We start from the raw sequence: 18,984 nt of genomic DNA on the forward strand, positions 1-18,984 counted from the left end.
TGGGTGGAAATTAACTTGGCTTCGAAGTTTCAAAACAGATTGGTGGGGACCGTCATCCTGGTCGCCCTGGTGGTCATCTTTCTGCCGGACCTGATGGACGGTAACAAGCTGGAGCAGAAGGACGAGGCCTTCGCCAAGATCCCCCTGCGTCCGGAGCTGGAGCCCGCCAAGCCTGCGCTTCAGGTCTCGGCGGCGAGCACCCTGCCGGCCGAGCATCTGGCGAGTCAGCAGCAGGCCTCTGCCGCGACCCAGTGGCAAGTAGAGGAGATTGGCGATACCGTGACCCTGGCCAATCAGGGGGGAGCCAATCCAGCGGGAGCCAGTCAGGCTCCCATCACCCAGCAGCAGCCGGTACAGGCCGTGGCACAACCCAAGCCCCAGCCCAAACCCGAGCCCAAGCCGGAAGTGATCGCCAAGAAACCGGTGGAGCAGCCCAAACCCAAGCCGGTGCCAACCAAGCCGGTAGAGGTGCAAAAACCGGTGGAGGCCAAGCCACAGGCGGGCCAGATCAAGACCATGGATGATCTCATCGCGAGCAAGATGGCCCAGCCGACTACGGCACCGGCAGCAGCCCCGGCTCAGGGGAGCTGGATCCTGCAGCTTGGCGCCTTCAAGAATGCAGACAGCGTCAATGCCCTGGTGAGCAAGCTGAGGGCGGCGGGCTACTCGGCCCAGACGTCGCCGAGAACTCCGGTGCAGGGGCAGATCAACCGGGTCTTCATCGGGCCGGATGTCTCCAAGGCTAAGTTGCAGGGCATGCAGAGCCGGATCAGCCAGATGACGGGCTTGAGCGGCTCCGTGGTGGCCTACAACCCCTGACAGCATGATGAAATGAAAAGACCGCGCCTCATGGCAACATGGGCGCGGTCTTTTTTTGTGTCCAACACGGGGGAGGCAGTGTGGCTATCGGGCTGCCGAGGAGCCCTAGATGCACTTCACCGGCTTGGGGAGGCCTGCGATCTTGGTGGCCTGCTTGGCGGGGCCTTCCGGGAACAACTTGTAGAGGTAGCGGCTGTTGCCCTTCTCCGGGCCATACTGCTTTTCCATTGCCTTGACCAGGGCGCGGATGGCGGGGGAGGTGTTGAACTCCAGATAGAAGGCCCGTACGAAACGCACCACTTCCCAGTGGGGATCCTCCAGCACTATCCCCTCTTTCTCGGCCAGCACCAGGGCCAGCGCCTCGCTCCATTGCTCGCTGTGGCGCAGATAGCCCTGGGCATCGGTCTCGATGAGTTGGCCGTTGAACTGCAAATGATGTGCCTCGGACATGACGCTTCCTCGAAAAGGCTATCTCAATGGGGCGGGCATGGTAGCGCCTTGTGTCCCGTCCGGCAACCGGGGCAGAGCTTGGCGCCTGCCTCGGGCGGGACTGGCCCGGCGGCTATGTCCGGCCCTGATCTGTCAGCAACTGGCCGTCGTTGGCCAGCACCAACAGCTCGTCTGCCAACTGGCTGATGAGGGAGAGCTGCTGGCTCAGCATCAGCTGTTCCTCGCTGCTCTCAGGAGCGATGGCCGGACAGGCTCCCGCGAGCGGCGTCGGCATCTCCCCCGCCAGGTGACCGGCGGCCTGCTCCAGGGTCTGGCTGATGTGGCGGCTTATCTCCTCCAGCCCCTCGATGGGCTCGAGTTTGTCGCGATGGGCCCCGAGCGCCGAGATATAGGAGAGCAAGGCATGGTTGCGCCAGGTGAGGGTAAAGCAGAGATCCAGGAAGCGGCGGCGCTTGCTCGGCTCCACCAGCATGCTCTGCCAGGCCATGGCCAGCTCGCTGTCGGCGAGGTGGGCACACTTGCGGGCCACCCGGTAGTCCAGGGATTCATCCCGTTGGCGATGCAGGCTGGCGAGTACCGCCGAGAGGTACTTCGCATTGGCGGACAGGGAGTTGGCGATAAGGGTCGGCAACCGCTTGTATTGCCAGTCGGGCCAGAGCCAGGCCACCAGGGCGTAGGAGAGCAGGCAGCCGAGCAGGGTATCGAGCAGCCGGGGTCCGAGGATGGCGAAGCCGATGCCATCCAGCAGGTTGAACGCCATCAGCACGTAGAGGGTGATGAAGCAGACGGCGGCGCTGTAGTTGCTGCGTACCTGGGTGAAGAACAGGAAGGCGGCAAGCCCCATGATCCCCAGTTGCAGGTGCAGCTCGGGGAAGAACCAGAGCACGGGCACGCCGATGAGGATACCGGCAAAGGTGCCGAGCATCCGCTGCACCAGACGACGGCGGGTGGCGCTGTAGCTCGGCTGGCAGACGAACAATACGGTGAGCAGGATCCAGTACCCCTTGTCCAGGTGAAACGCCTGCAGAATGCCATAGCCCACTACCAGCCCGAGGGAGAGCCGCAGGGCATGGCGAAACACCATGGAGTTCGGGGTCAGGTGCTGCCTGAGCAATGCCAGCAGGGGCAGGGCGACCGGCCGTGCCAGGGGAGGCAGGCTGGTGGGCGGCGCGGCGGGGTTTTGCAGCTCTTCGGCGCTTTGCAGCAACTGGTTGATGCTGGCTAAGTTGCGACGCAGGAACTTCATCGGTGTCAGCAGGGTCTTGGGGTAGTGCTGCTTGAGGTGGGTGAACTCCAGCTGATCGCCGAGGGCCTCCAGGGTCCAGTGAATGCGTTTGTGGTGGGTGTAGGGCTTGTGCACCAGGATGGCGTAGCCAAGCTGCTGACAGGCGTCGGCAAGCTGTGACAGCACCTCCTGGAAGCCGTCGAGGACGATGCCCTGCTTGAGCTCTGCTTCCAGCTTGCTGTAAGGGTAGTGGCTGGAGGTGGCCCGCTCCTGGATCTCCAGGGCAAGCAGGTAAAGGCGCAGCAGGCCCGCGAGCTCGGGGGCCACCCCGTGGCGGCCGGGGGCATGAAGACGGGCATTGAGCGCCGTCTTGGCCTGGTTCAGGGCATTGACCAGGTTGATGTTGAGCTGGGCCAGATTGTGGCGGATGGCCTGGGCGCCGTGTTCGTCGGCCGGGAAGAAGCGGGATTTCTCCTGCAAGTAGCGGGCGAGGGCGAAGTAGCTCTGGGCCAGTTGCTCGTGCAGGGTCTTGTAGGGCAGCAGCCAGAGCCAGACCAGGGACACCAGGCCGTACCAGAGGGCCCCGGCGCACAGGGCCAGCGGCTGATAGAAGAGATCCGGCGCCTTGGCGGCCCCCAGCATGGTGTAGATGGCAATCAGCAGGGAGCCGAAGCTGATGGTGGCGTAGCGTTGGCCGAGGGCCCCCACCATCACGAAGATAAAGGTGGAGCCCGCGAGCCCGATGGCAAAGAGCCAGGGGGTGGGGAAGAGATACTGTACGCACAATGAGGCAAACAGGAAGCAGAGCAGGGTCATGGCGAGGTTCTTGACCCGGCCCCAGAGGCTGTCGTCGGTCTCGGCGATGGCGCCGGCCACCACCCCGAGGGAGAGCAGCACGGTGAGCTGGATGTCACCGGTAGCCAGCGCGAAGGCGAGCAGCCCCGCGATGGCGAGCAGGACCTTGAGAGCGAAATAGATGTGGCTGTCTGTCAGCAGCCGGCGCAGCAGGCCGGAGAAATCCATCGGCATGCTAGGCACCACCCTTGAACGAGGTGAAATCGATGTGGCTGTCTGTCAGCAGACGGCGCAATAAACCTGAGAAGTCCATGGGCATGGGATGAAGGCAACCCTTGAGCGAAACGAAAGCGACAGCATAACCCGTCGGCAACGAAACGGCCCTGATTTGGATCAGGGCCACTTCGCTTCATATCCTTGATTTGCAACTTATCCTGACAGAAATGGGCGCCAATAAAAACCCCGCCGAAGCGGGGTCTTGTGCATATCAAGCATCCATCAGTTGCGGTTGCCGCCAAGCAGGCTCAGCAGGCTCAGGAAGATGTTGTAGATGGAGACATACAGGGTGACGGTGGCAGAGATGTAGTTGGTCTCGCCGCCGCGCACGATCTGCTGGGTGGTCAGCAGGATGGCGCCGGAGGAGAAGAGCATGAACATGGCGGACAGGGCCAGGCTCAGGGCGCTCATCTGCAGGAAGATGTTGGCGACCATGGCTACCAGCAGTACCCAGAACCCGACGAACAGCATGCCGCCGAGGAAGGAGAGGTCCCGCTTGGTGGTCAGGGCATAGGCAGACAGGCCGAAGAAGGTGAGCGCAGTACCGCCCAGCGCCGTCATCACGATCTCGCCGCCGCCGTTGTTCATGTACATGTTGATGATGGGGCCGAGGCTATAGCCCAGCAGGCCGGTCAGGGCGAAGGTGAACACCAGCCCCATGCCGTTGTCACGGTTCTTCTCGGTCAGGAACATCAGGCCGTAGACACCGATGAGGAACACGGCCCAGTGCAGGGGCGGCATGTTCATGACGGTCGCTACCCCGGCTACCACGGCTGAGAAGCCAAGAGTGAGGGAGAGCAGCATGTAGGTGTTGCGCAGCACCTTGTTGGTGTCGCGCACGGCACCCTGGGTGCCAGTGTAGATAGAACGGGTATCCATCTTGATGTCCTCTTGATTTCCGGGGTGAAGCGACCAAGTGTGCTTCGTTAACGCATTGTATGCACTGAATGTGTGGATGACGAGCGCTGATTTCAAGCGCCACCCCACCTGCGTGGTGCCTACTATCCCAGAGCAAAGATGTATTGCGCATGAACAAGGAGGCTCAAGGCGTTGCAGAGGGCGCCTGCTCCTGCTCTTTACCCTGTTTGGCGATCCGCGTCGGCGAGAAGCCGAACTGCTTTCTAAACGCCGTGATGAAATTGGCCACATGGTCATAGCCGGCGTGGGCGGCGGCCCCTTGCAGAGAGAGGCTGCGCGCCTCCAGCCTGGCCCGCGCTTCTTGCAGCTTTCGCTGGCGAAGGTAGCGCTGCAGGCTCATGCCCAGCTCTTTTTTTGCGGCTCGCTGCAAGGTGGAGACGCTCATGCCGAGGGTGGCCGCGATCTCGGTCAGGGTCATCTCGTCCACTTTTTCATCCCTGAGCAGCATCTTGAGGCGCGTCGGTTGCTCGTTCTGGCGCTGGCAACAGGGGGAGGCGGCCTGCTGGAGGTGGGTCATCAGGCTCTCCCAGACACTGAGGGCAAAGGCCTTGCGCATCAGCATCTCGGAGGCGTTCTGGCTGCTGGTGAGATTGAGCGCTTCCGCAATCTGTCCAAGCGCCGCGGGCAGGGTCCAGTCGACGCGGCTCAGATGGCGGCTGAAGGTCTGTGCGAAAGCCTTGCGATGCGCCTGTGCCAGGTTGTGGGCGAGCCAGGTGTGGTCCAGGGAGAGGACGATGCTGCGGCTGCGCACCTGGGCTTTGGCCGCTCCCTGCACGATGTCGGGCTCGGTATAGAGGATGGCGGTTGCCACTATGGGGTCGGACTCATGGAAGCGGCACCCCTTGAGCCTGTGAGTGGCGCCATAGGTCATCAGGGCACGGCTCTCGAGAGGAATGGCGATGATCAACTGCGGCGGCAACTCCCGCTCGGTGGCGAAGTCTGCCTTGTGAACGATGTCCTTGTTGTGAAAGCGAAGACCCTCCTGGATCACCAGGTTCTCCACCCTGCCGGTGAAGCGGCCCCGCTGGCGTGCGCTGGTATCCCTTGCCACTGTGTCAGTCATGTGCAATTTGACCATGTCGAAGAGTGAAATGACCACACCGCAAAACTGCGGCGGAAGATGGAGTGATATATTAGCCCCCGGAAAATTAAATGAAAATGATTATCATCTCTATCTTGGGGTCACTGTTACTATGGTTGTCTTGAAGGATAAAGCGCGAAGCCCGCTGGCTCTGGCCATCTCTGCCGCTCTGGCCGTCACCTTTGCCGCCCCGGCAGGGGCACACACACCGGACATCAAGCCGGACGAAACCCTGGTCGTCTATGGCAATCCACTCTACGGGATGTCGCCGTCGGAGGAGACGGGAGGCTATGGGGTCGACTCGGCCACCGTCGGCACCAAGACGCCGGCGGCCCTCAAAGACATCCCCCAGTCGATCACCGTGTTGACCAACGACTACATCGAGGAGCGCAACTTCGTGGCGGTGGACGATCTGGCCAAGTACACGCCGGGTCTGCGCACCCTGGTCAACGACAGCGGTCGCTCCTCCATCTTCTCCCGCGGCTATGAATACGACGAGGTGAACCTCAACGGCCTGCCATCGCCCATGCAGAGCAAGTACGGCACCCTGCCGTCGCTGGCGGCGGTGGATCGGGTGGAGATCATGCGGGGCCCCTCCGGCCTCTTCAACAGCACCAGCGAGCTGGGGGGCGTGATCAACATGGTGCTCAAGCGTCCGACCGACGCCTTCAAGGGCTCGGTCACGGCGCGCTATGGCAGCTGGGACAGGCACTACCTGGAGGCGGACATGGGGGGCGCACTCAACGACGAGGGTTCCCTGCGCGGTCGCGTCGTGGTGGCCAACGCCGACATCAAGAACCAGGTGGACTACAACAACAACGACAACGGTACCTACTATGGCACCCTGGAGTTCGATCTCTCGGATCGCACCCGCCTCTCCGTCTACGCCCTGCACCAGACCAAGGACATCCTGCCTACCAACGGCCTGCCGGCGTACAAGGACGGCTCCCTGCTCGACATCGGCCGCAGCACCTACCTGGGGTCGGCTGAAGACTTCTTCGACGCCGACACCACGGATGTGGGGGCCTCGCTGCAACACGCCTTTGCCAACGGCGGGGTGGGTCAGGTCTCGGCCCGCTACATGGATCACGACATGCGGCTGGAGCAGACCTTCACCAACGGCCCCGTGGATGCGGCGGGCAACACCGGGCTGATGTTCAACGGCCAGGGGAACCAGCAGAAGAACATGGCCTTCGATGCCAACTACAGTCAGATGTTCGATCTGTTGGGGCACAAGAGCGAGTTTGTGCTGGGCTCCGACTACAAGCGCTACGAGTCGGACATCCAGACCTACACCAACCGCAACCTCGGCAAGATCAATGTGTTCGATTTCGACCCGACCCGGGTCGCCAAGCCGGACTACAGCTACACCAAGAATGATCATGAGGAGCAGTCGGAGCTCGGTCTGTATGGCAAGGTGAGCTGGCGTCTGCTGGAGCCGCTCGCGGTGATCACCGGGGCCCGCGTCTCCTGGTACGATCTGGATGCCGTCAGCACGACCCTGAGTTCCGGAGCCCAGAGTGGCGAGTCCAGTGCGTTCAACGGCAAGCTCACCCCCTACGCGGGGGCCGTCTATGACCTGAGCGACGAACACGCCTGGTATGCCAGCTACTCCAAGGTGTTCAAGCCCCAGACCAGCCAGGACGAGAGCGGCAACCTGCTCAAGCCTCGGGAGGGCAGCCAGTGGGAAACCGGCATCAAGTCCTCGCTGCGTGACGGCCTGCTCAACACCCGGGCGACCCTCTTCCTGATGAAGGACGACAACATCGCGGCCCAGGCCTACGACGATCAGGGCATTGCCATCACCAACACCTACTGGGCCACCGGCAAGGTGGAGACGCAAGGGGTCGAGCTGGAGGCGAGCGGCTATCTCAGCCAGAACTGGATGGTGATGGCCGGCTATACCTTCACCGACATCGAGGAGAAGGCCGGGGATCACAACCCGAAATTCGACACCATCCCCCGTCATGCCCTCTCACTCTGGACCGACTACCACCTGGCCGACTGGGTGCAGGGGCTGCACCTCGGGGCCGGGATGACGGCGGTGAGCGACTACGGCTTCAACCAGAAGGGGGTCGAGACCCATCAGGGGGGCTATGCCCTGTTCGATGCGGCGGTGCGTTACGAGATCAACGACAGGATGCAGGCGACCCTGAACCTCTACAACCTGCTCGACCGGGAGTACTTCTACCGGGTCGGCTCCACCAGCACCTTCAACATGTACGGCGAGCCGGCGAACCTGATGGCAGGCTTCACCTACAAGCTGTAACGACCGACGACAGCAGGGTCTGCGGGCCCTGCTGCCGTCTCTGTGCGCCGCCCTACGGGGGATCCCCAAGGTTGGCGACACAATTCTGGTTCATCCCATGACAAGACTCATCATCCTGCTGCTCACCATGATCACACTCTCTTCTGCCCAGGCAGACATGCTCCACTACGCCCAGCGCTTCACCCACCATTCGGCCCTGCTGGGGGAGACGCGGCAATACAGCGTCTCCCTGCCCCAGGAATATGAACGCGAGCCCGGGGCTCGGTTCCCCGTGCTCTATCTGCTCGACGGGGAGAAGAGTCTGCTGGAGGTTGTCGGCATCACCCGGGCCCTGCGGGCCGGGCTCAATCCGGCGATTCCCCCCCTCATCATCGTCGCGGTCCACAACACCGACCGGATGCGGGATTACACCCCGAGCCACACCATGACCTTGCCCAATGGGTCACCGGCGGGGCCCGGCTATGCCGTGACGGGGGGCGGGCCCCGATTCCTGCGCTATCTGAGTGAGGAGCTGCGCCCCCTCATCGAGGAGAGGTTTCGGACCCGGGCGCCGGCCCTGCTGGTGGGCCACTCCCTCGGCGGCCTGCTGGCGCTCGATGCACAGGCGCAAGACGGCGGCCAGTTCCAGGGAGTGATCGCCATCGACGCCAGCCTCTGGTTCGATTACCCCCGCAATTACGAGCGCATCGCGTCGGAGTTGACCGGGCCGCTCAAGCACGCCTCCTCGCTGTTCATGGCGGTGGCCAACAACCCCTTCACCCCGGGATTCGGGCGCTCGGCGTTTCACCGGGATCGCCTGCAGCAGTTTGCCCGGCAGGTGGTGGCAGCGCCCGGCGCAAACCTGAACGTCACCAGCCGCTACTTCGAGGAGGAGGATCACCACAGCGTCTACCACCCCGCCGTCTATCAGGGACTCCAGTGGCTGTTTCAGGGCTATCGGCTGGATCTGGCGCCCGGTCACTTCAGCCGACAGGGGGTGATCGCCCGCTTTGATGCCCTGAACCGCCACCTCGGCAGCGCACTGCGCCCGGAGCTGGGGAGCCTGCGGGACATCAGGGAGAAGGCCGTGCGCTGGCCGCAGATGGCGATCTCCGTGGACGAGGCCGATGCCCTACTGACCCACTACTACGGGTCGAAGCCGTGAAAAGCCGATATTTTTGCCTGTGTCTGGAATCGTCACAACGGCGCCGGAGACGGGTGTCGGTCCGGCGCCATCTCTGGGTAGACTGCCGAAACGAGGGGCGCTGGGTCGGTGCCCCGACAGAGGCAGGGAGTGAGCGATGGCGGTTGCAGGAAAGAGGGGAGGCATGCTGGCTCTGTGGTGCGGCGCACTCCTGATGTCGGGGTGCAGTGGGTTTGCGCCTGCGCCCATTCCCGTCACCTATCTGAGTCAGGATCCGCCCCCAGGCAGGCTGCCCCTTGGGGAGACCGCCTATGTGGATGACGGTCGCTGCCCACCCGGGCAGGTCAAGCGGCTCATCGGCGGGGACGCGAAGCACAATGTGCCAAGAAAGGTGGAGTGTGTGGCAAGACCGCAATGATGATGTGATTTTCACAGCCTGAAACATCCAAAAAAGAGCCCTGAGGCAGTCGCCTTGGGGCTCTTTTCGTCTGGCTGGCCTGGTCGGTGTGATGCCGCAGCGGGCTAGAAGGCATCTCCAGGGACCCGCACCCAGCCTTCCATCAGGATGCGGGCGGAGCGGGACATCACCGCCTTGGTGACCGTCCACTGTCCCGCGACCTGCTCTGCCTGGGCTCCGACTCTCAGAGTGCCGGAGGGGTGACCAAAGCGCACCGCTTCGCGCTCGCCGCCCCCGGCGGCCAGATTGACGAGGGTGCCGGGAATGGCCGCCGCCGTGCCGATGGCCACTGCGCAGGTGCCCATCATGGCGTGGTGCAGCTTGCCCATGGAGAGGGCCCGCACCAGCAGATCGATCTCGCCGGCAATAATCTCCTTGCCGCTGGCAGTGCGGTAATCCTTGGCGGGTGCGACGAAGGCAATTTTCGGGGTGTGCTGGCGAGTGGCCGCCTCTTCGGGGCGCTTGATGAGCCCCATGCGCAGGGCACCGGCAACCCGGATTGCCTCGAAGCGGGCGAGCGCTTGCGGATCTGTGTTGATCGCCTCGCGCAGTTCGGTTCCCTCATAACCGATGTCCTCGGCGTTGACGAACACCGTGGGAATGCCTGCGCTGATCAGGGTGGCTTTTAGCACGCCGCTCTTTACAACAGATGCGGGTACCTCCAGATCGTCCACCAGATTGCCGGTGGGGAAGAGGGCGCCGCCCTCCTCACCCTCGTCGGACGGGTCGAGAAACTCCAGCACGATCTCGGCGGCGGGGAAGGTCACCCCGTCCAGCTCGAAATCGCCTGTCTCCTGCACCTGGCCGTTCGTCACCGGCACGTGGGCGAGGATGGTCTTGCCGATATTGGCCTGCCAGATCCGCACCTCACAGGTGCCGCTCTCCGGGATGCGGGACGGGTCCACCAGGCCGGCGTGGATGGCGAAGGCCCCGGCGCCGGTGGAGAGGTTGCCGCAGTTGCCGCTCCAGTCCACGAATGCCTTGTCGATGGCGACCTGGCCGTAGAGGTAGTCCACATCGTGATCGGGTTGCTGGCTTTTGGAGAGGATCACGCACTTGGCTGTGGAGGAGGTGGCCCCCCCCATGCCGTCCATGTGGGCGCCGTAGGGATCGGGGCTGCCGATGACCCGCAGGAAGAAGGCATCCCGTGCCGGGCCCGGCTGCTGGCAGCGCTCGGGCAGGTCAGATAAGCGAAAGAAGACCCCCTTGCTGGTGCCGCCGCGAAGGTAGGTGGCCGGGATTTTGACTTGTGGTTGGTGGGCCATAGAAATCGTCCAAAAAAGGGTGAAAGAAGCTTCTCTGCTGGAGAGAAGGTGCCCGAAGGGGGAGTCGGGTGAGGGAGACGCATGTTCCCTCACCCAACCCTCTCCCAAAGAGAGAGGGTGCTTTATGCCTTCCCCTTTTTCAAAGGTGCGGAGTGGGGTTGCGATTTAGCTTGCGGCCTTTTGCGCGGTCGACGCCAGGAAATCCTGGGCGAAGCGTTGCAGCACGCCGCCCGCCTCATAGACCGAGACCTCCTCGGCGGTGTCGAGGCGGCAGGTCATGGGCACCTGGATCACTTCGCCGCTGCGACGGCGGATCACCAGGGTGAGATCGGTGTGCGGCTGGCGCTCTCCCACCACGTCATAGGTCTCGGTGCCATCCAGGCCAAGGGTCAGCCGGGTGGTGCCCGGCTTGAACTCGAGCGGCAGCACCCCCATGCCGATCAGGTTGGTGCGGTGGATGCGCTCGAAGCCTTCTGCCGCTATCACCTCCACCCCGGCCAGCCGTACCCCCTTGGCAGCCCAGTCACGGGACGAACCCTGACCGTAGTCGGCGCCGGCGACGATGATGAGCGGCTGCTTGCGCTCCATGTAGGTTTCGATGGCTTCCCACATCCGCATGACCCGGCCTTCCGGCTCGACCCGGGCCAAGGATCCCTTCTTCACCGCCCCGTTGACCACCGCCATCTCGTTGACCAACTGGGGGTTGGCGAAGGTGGCGCGCTGGGCGGTCAGGTGATCGCCGCGGTGGGTCGCATAGGAGTTGAAGTCCTCCTCCGGCAGGCCCATCTTGTGCAGGTATTCCCCCGCCGCGCTGCTGCGCAGTATGGCGTTGGAGGGGGAGAGGTGGTCTGTGGTGATGTTGTCCGGCAGCAGCGCCAGCGGCCGCATCCCCTTGAGGGTGCGCTCGCCCGCCAAGGCACCTTCCCAGTAGGGCGGGCGGCGGATATAGGTGCTCTGGGGGCGCCAGTCATACAGGGGCGCCACTTTCGGGCCCAGGTCTTCCTCTATGGTGAACATGGGGATGTAGACCTGACGGAACTGCGCCGGTTTCACCGCCGCGCGCACCACGGCGTCGATCTCCTCGTCGCTCGGCCAGATGTCTTTGAGGCGAATTTCCTTGCCGTTCACCACCCCCAGCACATCCTTCTCGATGTCGAAGCGGATGGTGCCGGCGATGGCGTAGGCCACCACCAGGGGCGGGGAGGCGAGGAACGCCTGCTTGGCATAGGGATGGATGCGGCCGTCGAAGTTGCGGTTGCCCGACAGCACCGCCGTGGCGTAGAGGTCGCGATCGATGATCTCCTGCTGGATGGCGGGATCCAGCGCGCCGGACATGCCGTTGCAGGTGGTGCAGGCGAAGGCCACCACGCCGAAGCCGAGTTGCTCCAGCTCCTCATCCAGTCCCGCCTCTTTCAGATACAAGGCGACTGTCTTGGAGCCGGGGGCCAGGGAGGATTTCACCCAGGGCTTGCGCACCAGACCGAGCCTGTTGGCGTTGCGGGCCAGAAGGCCTGCGGCAATCACGTTGCGCGGGTTGCTTGTGTTGGTGCAACTGGTGATGGCGGCGATGATCACGGCGCCATCGGGCAAGAGGCCGTCCGCTTCCTGGGCGCGAGCCTTGTCCAGATCCACCGCGATTCCGCGCTCCGCCAGGGCGGAGACCGGCAGGCGGCGATGGGGGTTGGAGGGGCCGGCCAGGGTGCGCACCACGGTGGACAAGTCAAAGTACAGCACCCGCTCGTATTGGGCACTTGCGAGGGCGTCGGCCCAGAGGCCGGCTTCCCTGGCGTAGGTCTCCACCAGTTTCACCTGGTCGTCGTCACGGCCGGTGAGTCTGAGGTAGTCGAGGGTCTGCTGGTCGATGAAGAACATGGCCGCGGTGGCGCCATATTCCGGCGCCATGTTGGAGATGGTGGCTCTGTCGCCCAGCGTCAGGGCGGCGGCGCCCTCGCCGCGAAACTCCAGATAGGCGCCGACCACCTTCTGCTGGCGCAGGAATTCGGTGAGCGACAGGACCAGATCCGTGGCGGTGATGCCGGGTTGCGGCTTGCCGGAGAGCTCCACGCCGACGATCGAAGGCAGCCGCATCCAGGAGGCGCGCCCCAGCATGACGTTCTCGGCTTCCAACCCACCCACCCCAACGGCGATGACGCCGAGGGCATCCACGTGGGGGGTGTGGCTGTCGGTGCCGACGCAGGTATCCGGGTAGGCGAGGCCGCGATCGGCGTGGATGACCGGCGACATCTTCTCCAGGTTGATCTGGTGCATGATGCCGTTGCCTGGCGGGATCACCTCGATGTTCTTGAACGCCTGCTTGGTCCAGTTGATGAAGTGGAAGCGATCCTCGTTGCGGCGATCCTCGATGGCGCGGTTCTTCTCGAACGCCTGGGGATCGAAGCCGCCGCACTCGACGGCGAGCGAGTGATCGACGATGAGCTGCACCGGCACCACGGGGTTCACCTGGGCGGGATCACCCCCCTGCTCGGCGATGGCATCGCGCAGGCCAGCGAGATCCACCAGGGCGGTCTGGCCCAGGATGTCGTGGCACACCACCCGGGCCGGGAACCAGGGGAAGTCGCGATCGCGCTTGTTGTGCACTATCTGGCCGAGGCACTCGCCGAGGATGGCCGGTTCGCACTTGCGAACCAGGTTCTCGGCGTGCACGCGGGCGGTATAGGAGAGCCTGTCCCAGGCGCCGGGGGCGATGGCGTTGACCGCCTCCCTGGCGTCGAAGTAGTCCAGCGCAGTGCCGGGCAGGGGCTTGCGGTATTGTGCGTTGATCATCACTTGCGCTCCTTGAGCGGGACGAACACCAGATCTTCCGGACCGACGTAGTTGGCGCTCGGGCGGATGATCTTGCCGTCGATGCGCTGCTCGATGACGTGGGCGGACCAGCCGGAGGTGCGGGCGATGACGAACAGCGGGGTGAACATGGCGGTGGGCACCCCCATCATGTGGTAGCTGACGGCGCTGAACCAGTCGAGGTTCGGGAACATCTTCTTGGCCTCCCACATGGTGGACTCCAGCCGCTCGGCGATGTCGAACATCTTGGTGTTGTGCTGCTCCTGGCTGAGGGCGCGGGCCACCTCCTTGATCACCTTGTTGCGGGGATCGGAGACGGTGTAGACCGGGTGGCCGAAGCCGATGACCACCTCCTTCTTCTCGATGCGGGCACGAATGTCGGCCTCCGCCTCGTCCGGATTCTCGTAGCGCTTCTGGATCTCGAAGGCCACCTCGTTGGCGCCGCCGTGCTTGGGCCCGCGCAGGGCACCGATGGCTCCCGTGATGCAGGAGTACATGTCCGAGCCGGTGCCGGCGATGACGCGGCCGGTGAAGGTGGAGGCGTTGAACTCGTGCTCGGCGTAGAGGATGAGGGAGGTGTGCATGGCGCGCACCCAGGAGTCCCGTGGCTTCTCGCCGTGCAGCAGGTGCAGGAAGTGGCCGCCGATGGAGTCATCGTCGGTCTCCACATGGATGCGCTTGCCGTTGTGGCTGAAGTGGTACCAGTAGAGCAGCACGGAGCCTAAGCAGGCCATCAGCTTGTCGGCGATGTCCCGGGCGCCCGGGTGGTTGTGATCGTCCTTCTCCGGCGACAGACACCCCAGCACGGAGACGGCGGTGCGCATCACGTCCATGGGGTGGGCGCTTGGGGGCAGCTGCTCCAGGGCGGTCTTGACCCCGGTGGGCAGGCCGCGCAGGGCCTTGAGTTTGGCCTTGTAGGCGGCAAGCTCCGCCACATTGGGCAGATGGCCGTGCACCAGCAGGTGGGCTATCTCTTCGAATTCGCAGCTGGTGGCCACGTCCAGGATGTCGTAGCCACGGTAGTGCAGGTCGTTGCCGGAGAGGCCGACGGTGCACAGGGCGGTGTTGCCGGCGGCGGTGCCGGAGAGGGCGACGGATTTTTTCGGCTTGAAGCCGGTGGTTTCGGGAATGGCGCTCATCACATGTTTCCTCATTCAGTCCGTTGAAGCGCCAGCCGCCAGCATGAGGCGGCTGGTCGCGGGCTTATTCCTTGGTGAACAGTCTGTCCAGGGTCTGCTCGTAGTGGTGGTAGCCGAGGAAGTCGTAGAGAGACTCCCGGGTCTGCATGGTGTCGACCACGGCGCGCTGGTGGCCGTCGCGGCGCAACTGCTGATAGACGTTGAGGGCGGCCTGGTTGGCGGCGCGGGCGGCGCTTAACGGGTAGAGCACCATGTCGACGCCATGCAAGGCGAGCGCCTCCTTGTCAAACAGCTCGGTCTTGCCGAACTCGGTCATGTTGGCGAGGATCGGCACCCCGGCCGCCTGCTTGAAGCGGTCGTACTGATCCAGCTCGGTGACGGCCTCGGCGAAGATCATGTCGGCGCCCGCCTCCACATAGGCAGCGGCGCGCTCCAGGGCCGAGCCCAGCCCCTCTACCGCCAGGGCGTCGGTGCGGGCCATGATGACGAAGCTCTCGTCCTGGCGGGCATCCACCGCCGCCTTGATCCTGTCCACCATCTCGGACAGGGAGACCACGGCCTTGTTGGGCCTGTGGCCGCAACGCTTCTGGGCCACCTGATCCTCCATGTGGACGGCGGCCACCCCGCCGCGCTCGAAGGCGCGGACGGTGCGGGCGATGTTGAAGGCACCGCCCCATCCGGTGTCGATATCCACCAGGAGCGGCACTTGCGTGGCGGCCGTGATGCGCTCGGCATCGATCAGCACGTCGTTCATGGAGGTCATGCCGAGATCCGGCAGGCCGAAGGAGGCGTTGGCCACCCCGGCACCGGAGAGGTAGAGGGCCTTGAAGCCGCTGCGCTCGGCCATCAGCGCCATGTAGGCGTTGATGGTGCCGACGATCTGCAGGGGCTTCTCATTGGCCAGGGCGGTGCGAAAACGCGTGCCGGCCGAGGGGGATAGGTTGGACATTGTGACTCCTTTCATGGGGTGCTTGTGTGCTGCGGATGCTGGCTGTGAACAGGTTCATCTCACACTACGTTGACGTTAACGTCAATCATGCTTAAGTCCAAGGCCCGTCAATGGGCGGGCACCAGCGGTTGCTTCCTGTATAACTTCATGTAATTCAATCAAGTAGCTTCCCAATTTGATTCATGCCCGGCCACTGTCACCTCGCCGTCATGGGGGAACAGGGCCGATTCTGGCCTCTTCCCCGAGGGGGGGCAACGGATTCGAAGGGGGGTGTCATGAGATGAAAAGTGGCTGTCGCCCGATGCAAAGCGGACGTTTACGTTAATCCCTAGATTCACTCTGGACGATGTTTTCACCCACGAATGAATCTGGAGAACCGCCATGGCCAACGCCATTCGCTTTTATGAAACCGGGGGCCCCGAGGTCTTGCGCTACGAACAAGTGGCGGTGGGCGAGCCCGGGCCTGGCCAGGTCCGCCTGCGCCACGCCGCGGTCGGCCTCAACTATGCCGACACCTATTTCCGCAACGGCACCTACCCCATCCCCATGCCCAATGGCCTCGGCGTCGAGGCGGCCGGGGTGGTGGAGGCGGTGGGCGAGGGCGTCACCAACGTCGACGTCGGCGATCGCGTCACCTACACCGGTTTCATCAATACACTCGGCGCTTACTCGACCGAGCGCCTGATCCCGGCCGCGCCGCTCATTCGCCTGCCGGACAGCATCTCCTGCGAGACCGCCGCCGCCATGACCATGCGCGGCCTCACCTCCGCCTACCTGATGCGCCGCATCCACGCCTTCAAGCCCGGTGACAGCATCTTGCTGCACGCCGCGGCGGGCGGGGTCGGCCTCATCGTCGCCCAGTGGGCCAAGCTGCTGGGGCTGACGGTGATAGGCACCGTCTCGAGCGGCGCCAAGGCCGAGCTGGCCCGTGCCCACGGCTGCGACTTCACCATCGACTACAGCCGGGAAGATGTGGCGACCCGGGTGCGCGCCCTGACCGGCGGCGCCGGGGTTGACGTGGTGTTTGACAGCGTCGGCAAGAACACCTTCCTGGGCTCGCTTGATTCCCTCAAACGCCGCGGCCTCATGGTCTGCGTCGGCACCGCCTCCGGCCCCATCGACGGCTTCAACCCCCAGTTGCTGGCCATGAAGGGTTCCCTCTATCTGACCCGACCGGCCCTGGCGGACTACATCGCCGACCCGGCCGAGAAGGAGGCCCTGGCCGGCGAGCTGTTCGATCACGTGGCCAGCGGGCGGATCAAGATCGAGGTCAACCAGAAGTACGAGCTGCAGGACGCGGCGCAGGCCCACCGGGATCTGGAGTCGCGCCAGACCACGGGCTCCTCCGTTTTCATCATCTAGGCCAAGGATCTCAGGCCAGCCCGCACTCGATGGCGGCGCCTGAGCGCACCGACTTGTCATTCAGGGAGAGAGACATGCGTGTAGAACAACTGACCTGCCATATCGGCGCCGAACTGAGCGGCGTCCAGCTGGCGGATGCGGCCCACGACGCAGGGCTGTTCACCGAGATCCGCGCCCAACTGCTCAGGCACAAGGTACTGTTCCTGCGCAATCAGGAGATGAGCCGCAGCGATCACGTGACCTTCGCCCGCCGCTTCGGCGAGCTGGAGGATCACCCGGTGGCGGGCAGCGATCCGGATCACCCCGGTCTGGTGCGCATCTACAAGTCGCCGGATGTGCCCAACGATCGCTACGAGAACGCCTGGCACACCGATGCCACCTGGCGCGAGCAACCGCCCATGGGCTGCGTGCTGCGCTGCGTGGAGTGCCCGCCGGTGGGGGGCGACACCCTCTGGGCAAACATGGCGGCGGTCTACGCCGCGCTGCCCGAGGAGATCAAACAGAAGATCGCCGGCCTGCGCGCCCGCCACAGCATAGAGGCGAGCTTCGGGGCGGCCATGCCGATGGAGAAGCGGCTCGCCCTGAAGGCCATGTTCCCGGACGCCGAGCACCCCGTGGTGCGCACCCACCCGGAGACCGACGAGAAGATCCTGTTCGTCAACGCCTTCGCGACCCACTTCACCAACTACCACACCCCGGCGAATGTCCGTGTCGGCCAGGACTACACCATGGGTGGCAGCGATCTGCTGCGCTACCTCATCAGCCAGGCCTATATCCCCGAGTTCCAGGTGCGCTGGCGCTGGCAACCGGGCAGCGTGGCCATCTGGGACAACCGCAGCACCCAGCACTACGCCGCCATGGATTACGCCCCCTGCCATCGCAAGATGGAGCGGGCCGGGATCATGGGCGACACGCCTTACTGAGTCGTAACATCCCAGTGATACCGCTAATTTTCAATAACTTGAGGCAATAGACATGAACTTCCTTGACGGTTCTCTCTTCCCTGAAAATCAGGACAAGTTGGTTATTACCGTAGCCCCGTATGGCCCTGAATGGTTCCCTTCTGACTATCCGGAAGACATCCCGGTGACCATGGAAGAGCAGATCCAGAAAGCGGTCGACTGCTACGAAGCGGGCGCCGCCGTACTGCACCTGCACGTGCGTGAACTGGACGGCAAGGGCTCCAAGCGCCTGTCGATGTTCAACGAACTGATCGCTGGTGTGCGCAAGGCCGTGCCGGACATGATCATCCAGGTCGGCGGCTCTATCTCCTTCGCGCCGCCAGAAGATGGCGCGGCCGCCAAGTGGCTGCATGACGACACTCGGCACATGCTCGCCGAACTCGAGCCCAAACCCGACCAAGTCACTGTGACCGTCAACACCACGCAGATGAACGTGGTCGAGCAGATGGATAAGCGTGACTACGCCGGCACCTCCATGGGGACCGATACCTACGAAGCCTACCGCGAGATGATCGTGCCTTCCGGCCCTGGCTTCATCGAGGAGCACGTCAAGCGTCTGAGTGCCGCCGGCATCCAGAGTGCCTTCCAGTTTTACAACATCAACAGCTACGAGTCGGTGGAGCGGCTGATCCGCCGCGGTGTCTACAAGGGTCCGCTGGTATGCAACTGGGTGGCGATTGGCGGTGGCATGGACCAGCCGCATATCTACAGCATGGCCAACTTCCTGCGCGCCATTCCTGACGGCACCATGCTGACGGTGGAAAGTTCCATGCTCAACACCCTGCCAATCAACCTGATGGGCATGGCGATGGGCCTGCACGTGCGCTGCGGTATTGAGGATAACCTCTGGACCCAGGACCGTTCGCGTAAGATGACCTCCGTCGAGCAGATCGAACAGTTGGTGCGCCTTGCCAAAGAGATCGGCCGTCCAGTTGCCAACGGTAAGGAAGCCCGCGAGATCCTCAAAATCGGTGTTTTCTATGAGACGGTTGAAGAAACCCTTGCAGCCAACGGCTTCGCTCCGAATCCAAAGGGCGGTCAGCAGGGCTTCCTGAAGAAGTGATGTAATACCCACGCAGATCTGCGTGTCAG

The 18,984-nt window shown here is 63.7% G+C and carries 15 protein-coding genes; 7 read left to right on the forward strand and 8 right to left on the reverse strand.

All coding sequences use genetic code 11. The features are described 5' to 3' along the window. Positions 1-15: 15 nt before the first annotated feature. Positions 16-819 (forward strand): cell division protein DedD, encoded by an 804-nt coding sequence (gene dedD, locus BN1120_RS16075; RefSeq protein WP_029314728.1) that lies wholly within the window; start codon positions 16-18, stop codon positions 817-819. Between the two features lie 105 nt (positions 820-924). Here the strand turns inward: dedD and BN1120_RS16080 are convergent, their stop codons facing one another. The 4 genes from BN1120_RS16080 to BN1120_RS16095 form a co-directional block, all read right to left on the reverse strand. Next, positions 925-1,269: a TusE/DsrC/DsvC family sulfur relay protein gene (locus BN1120_RS16080; protein ID WP_029314727.1), complete on the reverse strand. Its 345-nt coding sequence runs from the start codon at positions 1,267-1,269 to the stop codon at positions 925-927. A 112-nt stretch (positions 1,270-1,381) separates the two neighbouring features. Beyond that, positions 1,382-3,523, reverse strand: a complete 2,142-nt coding sequence (yccS, locus tag BN1120_RS16085; protein WP_042016936.1) for a YccS family putative transporter — start codon at positions 3,521-3,523, stop codon at positions 1,382-1,384. A 264-nt stretch (positions 3,524-3,787) separates the two neighbouring features. Continuing rightward, a complete protein-coding gene (locus tag BN1120_RS16090; RefSeq protein ID WP_010675134.1) occupies positions 3,788-4,444 on the reverse strand; it encodes a Bax inhibitor-1/YccA family protein in 657 nt (218 codons plus the stop codon). A 163-nt stretch (positions 4,445-4,607) separates the two neighbouring features. After that, entirely contained in the window at positions 4,608-5,546 is a 939-nt protein-coding gene (locus tag BN1120_RS16095) for a helix-turn-helix transcriptional regulator (protein ID WP_226044075.1), read from the reverse strand. Between the two features lie 130 nt (positions 5,547-5,676). Between BN1120_RS16095 and BN1120_RS16100 the strand changes: the two genes are divergently transcribed. From BN1120_RS16100 to BN1120_RS21990, 3 genes are all read left to right on the forward strand, one after another. Continuing rightward, positions 5,677-7,833, forward strand: a complete 2,157-nt coding sequence (locus BN1120_RS16100) for a TonB-dependent siderophore receptor (protein ID WP_042016938.1) — start codon at positions 5,677-5,679, stop codon at positions 7,831-7,833. 97 nt (positions 7,834-7,930) lie between these two features. Next, a complete protein-coding gene (locus BN1120_RS16105) occupies positions 7,931-8,977 on the forward strand; it encodes an alpha/beta hydrolase (RefSeq protein ID WP_042016940.1) in 1,047 nt (348 codons plus the stop codon). Between the two features lie 193 nt (positions 8,978-9,170). Continuing rightward, positions 9,171-9,374, forward strand: a complete 204-nt coding sequence (locus tag BN1120_RS21990) for a DUF6719 family protein (RefSeq protein WP_353933824.1) — start codon at positions 9,171-9,173, stop codon at positions 9,372-9,374. A 104-nt stretch (positions 9,375-9,478) separates the two neighbouring features. On the opposite strand, the gene prpF is transcribed toward BN1120_RS21990, so the two are convergent. From prpF to prpB, 4 genes are all read right to left on the reverse strand, one after another. Beyond that, positions 9,479-10,678, reverse strand: coding sequence for a 2-methylaconitate cis-trans isomerase PrpF (gene prpF / locus BN1120_RS16115; protein WP_042016943.1), 1,200 nt, complete (start codon positions 10,676-10,678; stop codon positions 9,479-9,481). 165 nt (positions 10,679-10,843) lie between these two features. After that, complete coding sequence (acnD, locus tag BN1120_RS16120) at positions 10,844-13,462, reverse strand: Fe/S-dependent 2-methylisocitrate dehydratase AcnD (protein ID WP_197713274.1); 2,619 nt, start codon at positions 13,460-13,462, stop codon at positions 10,844-10,846. Next, the gene (gene prpC, locus BN1120_RS16125; RefSeq protein WP_042016946.1) at positions 13,462-14,619 is read right to left on the reverse strand and encodes a bifunctional 2-methylcitrate synthase/citrate synthase; all 1,158 of its coding nucleotides are present in this window, start codon (positions 14,617-14,619) and stop codon (positions 13,462-13,464) included. The genes acnD and prpC overlap by 1 nt, the downstream gene beginning before the upstream one ends. 64 nt (positions 14,620-14,683) lie before the next feature. Then, entirely contained in the window at positions 14,684-15,568 is an 885-nt protein-coding gene (gene prpB / locus BN1120_RS16130) for a methylisocitrate lyase (RefSeq protein ID WP_039038790.1), read from the reverse strand. A gap of 381 nt (positions 15,569-15,949) precedes the next feature. Here prpB and BN1120_RS16135 point away from each other — a divergent pair, with 381 nt between their 5' ends. The 3 genes from BN1120_RS16135 to BN1120_RS16145 all read left to right on the forward strand — a co-directional run bounded on the left by BN1120_RS16135 (position 15,950) and on the right by BN1120_RS16145 (position 18,955). Next, a complete protein-coding gene (locus BN1120_RS16135) occupies positions 15,950-16,930 on the forward strand; it encodes a quinone oxidoreductase family protein (protein WP_042016948.1) in 981 nt (326 codons plus the stop codon). A 74-nt stretch (positions 16,931-17,004) separates the two neighbouring features. Then, positions 17,005-17,853, forward strand: coding sequence for a TauD/TfdA dioxygenase family protein (locus BN1120_RS16140; protein ID WP_042016952.1), 849 nt, complete (start codon positions 17,005-17,007; stop codon positions 17,851-17,853). 52 nt (positions 17,854-17,905) lie between these two features. Continuing rightward, a complete protein-coding gene (locus BN1120_RS16145; protein ID WP_039038787.1) occupies positions 17,906-18,955 on the forward strand; it encodes a beta-keto acid cleavage family enzyme in 1,050 nt (349 codons plus the stop codon). Positions 18,956-18,984: the final 29 nt, after the last annotated feature.

The organism is Aeromonas caviae (assembly GCF_000819785.1).
GTDB lineage: Bacteria > Pseudomonadota > Gammaproteobacteria > Enterobacterales > Aeromonadaceae > Aeromonas > Aeromonas caviae.

Coding starts and splice junctions, on each gene's coding strand:
- BN1120_RS16080 (WP_029314727.1), bottom strand. CDS start 1,269: ATGTCCGAGGCACATCATTTGCAGTTCAACGGCCAACTCATCGAGACC.
- BN1120_RS16105 (WP_042016940.1), top strand. CDS start 7,931: ATGACAAGACTCATCATCCTGCTGCTCACCATGATCACACTCTCTTCT.
- yccS (WP_042016936.1), bottom strand. CDS start 3,523: ATGCCGATGGATTTCTCCGGCCTGCTGCGCCGGCTGCTGACAGACAGC.
- prpF (WP_042016943.1), bottom strand. CDS start 10,678: ATGGCCCACCAACCACAAGTCAAAATCCCGGCCACCTACCTTCGCGGC.
- BN1120_RS16100 (WP_042016938.1), top strand. CDS start 5,677: ATGGTTGTCTTGAAGGATAAAGCGCGAAGCCCGCTGGCTCTGGCCATC.
- BN1120_RS16135 (WP_042016948.1), top strand. CDS start 15,950: ATGGCCAACGCCATTCGCTTTTATGAAACCGGGGGCCCCGAGGTCTTG.
- acnD (WP_197713274.1), bottom strand. CDS start 13,462: ATGATCAACGCACAATACCGCAAGCCCCTGCCCGGCACTGCGCTGGAC.
- BN1120_RS16140 (WP_042016952.1), top strand. CDS start 17,005: ATGCGTGTAGAACAACTGACCTGCCATATCGGCGCCGAACTGAGCGGC.
- BN1120_RS16095 (WP_226044075.1), bottom strand. CDS start 5,546: ATGACTGACACAGTGGCAAGGGATACCAGCGCACGCCAGCGGGGCCGC.
- BN1120_RS16090 (WP_010675134.1), bottom strand. CDS start 4,444: ATGGATACCCGTTCTATCTACACTGGCACCCAGGGTGCCGTGCGCGAC.
- prpB (WP_039038790.1), bottom strand. CDS start 15,568: ATGTCCAACCTATCCCCCTCGGCCGGCACGCGTTTTCGCACCGCCCTG.
- prpC (WP_042016946.1), bottom strand. CDS start 14,619: ATGAGCGCCATTCCCGAAACCACCGGCTTCAAGCCGAAAAAATCCGTC.
- BN1120_RS21990 (WP_353933824.1), top strand. CDS start 9,171: ATGTCGGGGTGCAGTGGGTTTGCGCCTGCGCCCATTCCCGTCACCTAT.
- BN1120_RS16145 (WP_039038787.1), top strand. CDS start 17,906: ATGAACTTCCTTGACGGTTCTCTCTTCCCTGAAAATCAGGACAAGTTG.